Here is a 5,179-nt window from a genome sequence, read left to right on the forward strand (position 1 = left end):
GCCGGATTCCTCGGAGGAATCCGGCTCTCGCGAGTCAGGGGCGGCCCGTCAGCGGAGGGGGGCCTGCTCGTGGGCGGGGACGCCGTCGTCGACGGGGCGGGCGGCGACGATCTCCACCGGCGGCAGGTGCTTGGCCGGCAGGGTCTTGGGTCGCCAGGCGGCCCGGGACTCCTCGTAGGCGGTGATGTCCTCCTCGTGCTGGAGGGTGAGGCCGATGTCGTCCAGGCCCTCCATGAGGCGCCAGCGGGTGTAGTCGTCGATCTCGAACTGCGCGACGACGGAGCCGCAGCTGACGGTGCGCGAGACGAGGTCGACGGTCACCTCGGTGCCCGGGGCGGTCTCCAGGACCTTCCAGATCTGCTCGATGTCCTCCTGGGCGACGATACCGGCCACGAGGCCCTGCTTGCCGGAGTTGCCGCGGAAGATGTCGGCGAAGCGCGAGGCGAGGACGGCCTTGAAGCCGTAGTCCTTGAGCGCCCACACGGCGTGCTCGCGGGAGGAGCCGGTGCCGAAGTCGGGGCCGGCGACGAGCACCGAACCGCTGCGGTAGGCGTCCTGGTTGAGGACGAAGTCCGGGTCACCGCGCCAGGCGGCGAACAGGGCGTCCTCGAAGCCGGTCCGGGTCACCCGCTTGAGGTAGACCGCCGGGATGATCTGGTCGGTGTCGACGTTGCTGCGGCGCAGCGGGACGCCGATGCCGGTGTGCTGGGTGATCTTCTCCATGGCGCTTCTCTTCTCAGGCGTTGACGAGCTCGCGGGCGGGCTCGAGGTCGGCGGGCGAGGACAGGGTCCCCCTGACGGCGGTCGCGGCGGCGACGAGCGGCGAGACGAGGTGCGTCCGCCCGCCCTTGCCCTGGCGGCCCTCGAAGTTGCGGTTCGAGGTGGACGCGGCCCGCTCCCCCGGCTTGAGCTGGTCGGGGTTCATGCCCAGGCACATCGAGCAGCCGGCGTTGCGCCACTCGGCACCGAAGTCGAGGAAGACCTGGTCCAGGCCCTCGGCCTCGGCCTGGAGGCGGACGCGGGCCGAGCCCGGCACGACGAGGACGCGGACGTCGTCGTGCTTCTTGCGGCCCTTGATGACGTCGACGACGGCGCGCAGGTCCTCGATACGACCGTTCGTGCACGAGCCGATGAAGACGGTGTCGACCGGGATGTCGCGCAGCGGGGTGCCCGGCTCCAGGCCCATGTACTCCAGCGCGCGCTCGGCGGCGACGCGGTCGCCCTCGTCGCCGATCTCGGCCGGGTTCGGCACGTTCGCGGACAGCGGCAGGCCCTGGCCGGGGTTGGTGCCCCAGGTGACGAAGGGCTCGAGGTCGGAGGCGTCGAGGTGGACCTCGACGTCGAAGACGGCGTCGTCGTCGCTGCGCAGGGTCTTCCAGTACTCGACGGCGGCGTCCCAGTCGGCGCCCTCGGGGGCGTGCGGGCGGCCCTTGAGGTACTCGAAGGTCGTCTCGTCCGGCGCGATCATGCCGGCGCGGGCGCCGGCCTCGATCGACATGTTGCAGATGGTCATCCGCGCCTCCATCGACAGGGAGCGGATGGCCTCGCCGCGGTACTCCAGGACGTAGCCCTGGCCGCCGCCGGTACCGATCTTGGCGATGATCGCGAGGATGATGTCCTTGGCCGTGCTGCCCTCGGGGAGCTGGCCGTCGACGTTGATCGCCATCGTCCTGAAGGGCTGGAGCGGAAGGGTCTGGGTGGCCAGCACGTGCTCCACCTCGCTCGTGCCGATGCCGAAGGCAAGCGCGCCGAAGGCGCCGTGGGTGCTCGTGTGGGAGTCGCCGCACACGACCGTGAGGCCCGGCATGGTGAGCCCCAGCTGGGGGCCGACGACGTGGACGATGCCCTGGTCGGCGTCGCCCAGGGAGTGGATGCGGATGCCGAACTCCTCGGCGTTGCGGCGCAGCGTGTCGATCTGCGTGCGGCTGGTGAGGTCCGCGATCGGCAGGTCGATGTTGAGGGTGGGGGTGTTGTGGTCCTCGGTGGCGATCGTGAGGTCCGGGCGGCGCACCGGGCGTCCGGCGAGCCGCAGCCCCTCGAAGGCCTGCGGGCTCGTCACCTCGTGCACGAGGTGCAGGTCGATGTAGAGGAGGTCGGGGGCGCCGTCGCTCCCTTCGCGCACGACGTGCGCGTTCCAGACCTTCTCCGCCAGGGTGCCGCTCATGTTCTCCACCTCTCGGGCGCGGCGGTAGCCGCGGCCCTTCTCCGTCCGTTCCCGGACCCTGTTCGGCCCGGGGGCTTGCATCTCAGTGAGTGAGATGCCAATATCGCCACATGGACAACTCTAGCGGAGTCGGCGTCCTTGACAAGGCCGCCACGGTTCTCGGTGCCCTCGAGGCGGGGCCCGCGACCCTTGCGCAGCTCGTCGCTGCCACTCACCTCGCCCGCCCCACCGCCCACCGGCTGGCCGTCGCCCTGGAGCACCACCGCTTCGTCGCGCGTGACATGCAGGGCCGGTTCATCCTCGGCCCCCGGCTCAACGAGCTCGCCTCCGCAGCCGGCGAGGACCGCCTGCTCGCGGCCGCCGGACCGGTGCTCACCGCCGTGCGCGACCACACCGGGGAGTCGGTGCAGCTCTACCGCCGCCAGGGCGACCAGCGCATCTGCGTGGCCGCCGCCGAGCGGCAGATGGGCCTGCGCGACTCGATCCCGGTGGGTGCGACCCTCACGATGTCCGCGGGCTCGGCGGCCCAGATCCTCCTCGCCTGGGAGGAGCCGGACCGCCTCCACCGCGGCCTGCAGGGCGCGACCTTCACCGCGACGATCCTCTCCGGCGTGCGCCGCCGCGGGTGGGCGCAGTCCGTCGGCGAGCGCGAGCCGGGCGTCGCCTCCGTCTCCGCCCCCGTGCGCGGGCCCTCGGGCCGCGTGCTCGCCGCCGTGTCGGTCTCCGGACCGATGGAGCGCATGGGTCGCCAGCCGGGCCGCCTCCACGCCGGCGCCGTCGTCTCCGCCGCCAACCGCCTCACCGAGGTGCTGCGCCGCACCGAGGACACCCAGGAGGGCTGAGCCCCCCTTCCTCCGCGGGGAGCGGAGCTGTTCCGAGGAACGACTCCGCTCTCGGCGGGGGCACCGGGCGGGTTGCAGGTTTCCGCCACCCCACGTCGCCGCGACGAAAACAGCACGACAGCTCCCCCGGCACTCCCCCTACCGTGCTGGGCATGCCGTACGGACTGCTCACCGGCGTCCTGGTCCACGGAGCGCTGGTCACCCTCGTCCTCGTCTCACCGCGCCGCCCCGCGTGGCTGGCGGGCCTGGCCTTCCGCGTCGCCGCGGCCTACAACGAGGCCCCGTTCCTCATCCTCCTCGTCGTCCTCGTCGGCGCCGTGCCCGGGCTCCTCGACGGCTGGGACGAGCCGGCCGGCCAGACGCTCGCGCTCGTCCTCACGCTGCTCCTCGTCACCGGGCTGCTCGTCGTCGCGTGGCGCGGCGCGCAGGCACGGCCGGTCGTCGCGGCCGCGCTCGACGAGGGCCTCGGGCCGGACTGGGACGAGGGGCTCGACCCGCGCCTGCGGGAGCAGCTCGACCGCCGGCCGCCGCTCGCGCGCATGGTGGTGCCGTTCGTCCTCCGGCCGCGCGACGTGGAGCTCGTGAGGGACGTCCCGTACGGCGACGCCGGTCGCGCCCACCTCCTCGACCTCTACCGCCACCGCTCCCGCCCCGAGGGCGCCCCGGTGCTCGTCCACGTCCACGCGGGCGGGTACCACGGCGGCCGCAAGAGCCGGCAGTCCCGCGCCCTGCTCTTCCGCCTGGCGCAGCGCGGGTGGGTGACCATCGCCGCGAACTACCGGCTGCGCCCGCACGCGAGCTTCCTCGACCACCTCGCCGACCTCAAGCGGGTCATCGCATGGGTGCGCGAGCACGGTGGCGAGTACGGCGCGGACCCGGGCACCCTCGTGCTCGCGGGCGGGTCGGCCGGCGCCCACATGTCCTCGATCGCAGCACTGACGCCGAACGTGCCGCGCTGCCAGCCGGGGTTCCCCGAGGCCGACACCTCGGTCTCCGCCGTCGTCGGCCTCTACGGCTGGTACGGCGGGTACTACGAGGTCGGCGGGCCGACGTCGGAGGCCGGGCCGCTGGGGCACGACGCGTCCGCCGCTCCGCCCTTCCTCGTCGCGCACGGCGACAGGGACACCCTCGCCCACGTCGAGACGGCGCGGCGGCTCGTCGCCCACCTGCGCGCCGGGTCCGCCGAGCCGGTCGTCTACGCGGAGCTGCCCGCGGGGCAGCACACCTTCGACCTCTTCCACTCGCTCCGCTTCAGCGCGGTGGTCGACGGCGTGGAGGCCTTCGTCGAGAACGTGCGCACGCGCGGCGGGTTCAGCCGCCGAGACGGGCGGTGAGCTCGGCGGCGTCGGCGAGGAACCACACGTGCCGGCCCTGGTTGGACTCGCGGACGAAGTCGCGCAGCGCGCCGCTCGCCCCGAGGTGCTCGCTGATGTCCCCGAGCACCGCGAGCCGCAGGTGGTAGTTGACGAGCTTCTGGGCGACCGCCCCGGCCAGGCCGGTGCGCAGGTCGAAGAACTCCGGGGGCAGGCGCTCGACCGGGACGGCGAGCATCTCGGCCCCGGTCCCCCACGTGTCCCCGATGAGGTCGAGGGCGTCCTGCTCGGAGGCGATGGGGCGCCCCTGCGCGGGCAGGTGGAGGACGACGGTGCTGCCGACTGTCTGGACGCTCATGCGTCGCAGGCTAGGACAGGCAGGTGCACGACGGCGAGGACTTTCCCCTCCCGGCGCCGGGCCACCACCTGAGACACTGGCGCCATGCAGAAGAACCTCCTGGGGCCCGACCCCACGTACCTGCCCGACGACCACCCCGACACGGCCGCCCGCGCCGCCGTGGCGCGCGGCGACGACCCGCGTGACGTCGCCGCCCGCCTCCCCGCGTCCAGCTACGCCTGGGCGGTGCTCGCCCGTGAGGCCCTCGACGAGAAGGACCCGGTCGCGGCCTACGCCTACGCCCGCACCGGCTACCACCGCGGCCTGGACGCGCTGCGCCGCGCCGGCTGGAAGGGCCAGGGCCCGATCCCCGCGGACCACGTCCCGAACCAGGGCTTCCTCAGCGCCCTCGAGACGCTCGGGGACGCCGCCGCCGCGATCGGCGAGGACGACGAGGCCGCTCGCTGCCGCGACTTCCTCGCGGACGCCACCGCCTGACCCCCACCACCCGGGAGGGGGGGGG

6 protein-coding genes are annotated in these 5,179 nt (G+C 73.6%); 3 read left to right on the plus strand and 3 right to left on the minus strand.

All coding sequences use genetic code 11. The features are described 5' to 3' along the window. Positions 1-48: 48 nt before the first annotated feature. A complete protein-coding gene (gene leuD, locus H9624_RS11835) occupies positions 49-723 on the minus strand; it encodes a 3-isopropylmalate dehydratase small subunit (RefSeq protein WP_251840090.1) in 675 nt (224 codons plus the stop codon). Between the two features lie 13 nt (positions 724-736). After that, a complete protein-coding gene (leuC, locus tag H9624_RS11840) occupies positions 737-2,164 on the minus strand; it encodes a 3-isopropylmalate dehydratase large subunit (RefSeq protein ID WP_251840091.1) in 1,428 nt (475 codons plus the stop codon). A 110-nt stretch (positions 2,165-2,274) separates the two neighbouring features. On the opposite strand from leuC, the gene H9624_RS11845 reads away from it, so the two are divergent. Further along, the gene (locus H9624_RS11845; protein WP_251840092.1) at positions 2,275-3,006 is read left to right on the plus strand and encodes an IclR family transcriptional regulator; all 732 of its coding nucleotides are present in this window, start codon (positions 2,275-2,277) and stop codon (positions 3,004-3,006) included. Between the two features lie 152 nt (positions 3,007-3,158). After that, entirely contained in the window at positions 3,159-4,340 is a 1,182-nt protein-coding gene (locus H9624_RS11850; RefSeq protein WP_251840093.1) for an alpha/beta hydrolase, read from the plus strand. Here H9624_RS11850 and H9624_RS11855 read toward each other — a convergent pair. Further along, positions 4,318-4,677 (minus strand): DUF4180 domain-containing protein, encoded by a 360-nt coding sequence (locus tag H9624_RS11855; protein WP_251840094.1) that lies wholly within the window; start codon positions 4,675-4,677, stop codon positions 4,318-4,320. The two genes, H9624_RS11850 and H9624_RS11855, sit on opposite strands and share 23 nt — an antisense overlap. 84 nt (positions 4,678-4,761) lie before the next feature. Here H9624_RS11855 and H9624_RS11860 point away from each other — a divergent pair, with 84 nt between their 5' ends. Continuing rightward, entirely contained in the window at positions 4,762-5,154 is a 393-nt protein-coding gene (locus tag H9624_RS11860) for a DUF3151 domain-containing protein (protein ID WP_251840095.1), read from the plus strand. Positions 5,155-5,179: the final 25 nt, after the last annotated feature.

The sequence above is a fragment of the Oceanitalea stevensii genome (genome assembly GCF_014837105.1).
Classification (GTDB): Bacteria; Actinomycetota; Actinomycetes; order Actinomycetales; family Actinomycetaceae; genus Oceanitalea; species Oceanitalea stevensii.

What these genes read in the sequence shown, in the direction of transcription:
- H9624_RS11845 (WP_251840092.1), top strand. Translation starts at nt 2,275, where the DNA reads ATGGACAACTCTAGCGGAGTCGGCGTCCTTGACAAGGCCGCCACGGTT.
- leuD (WP_251840090.1), bottom strand. Translation starts at nt 723, where the DNA reads ATGGAGAAGATCACCCAGCACACCGGCATCGGCGTCCCGCTGCGCCGC.
- leuC (WP_251840091.1), bottom strand. Translation starts at nt 2,164, where the DNA reads ATGAGCGGCACCCTGGCGGAGAAGGTCTGGAACGCGCACGTCGTGCGC.
- H9624_RS11850 (WP_251840093.1), top strand. Translation starts at nt 3,159, where the DNA reads ATGCCGTACGGACTGCTCACCGGCGTCCTGGTCCACGGAGCGCTGGTC.
- H9624_RS11860 (WP_251840095.1), top strand. Translation starts at nt 4,762, where the DNA reads ATGCAGAAGAACCTCCTGGGGCCCGACCCCACGTACCTGCCCGACGAC.
- H9624_RS11855 (WP_251840094.1), bottom strand. Translation starts at nt 4,677, where the DNA reads ATGAGCGTCCAGACAGTCGGCAGCACCGTCGTCCTCCACCTGCCCGCG.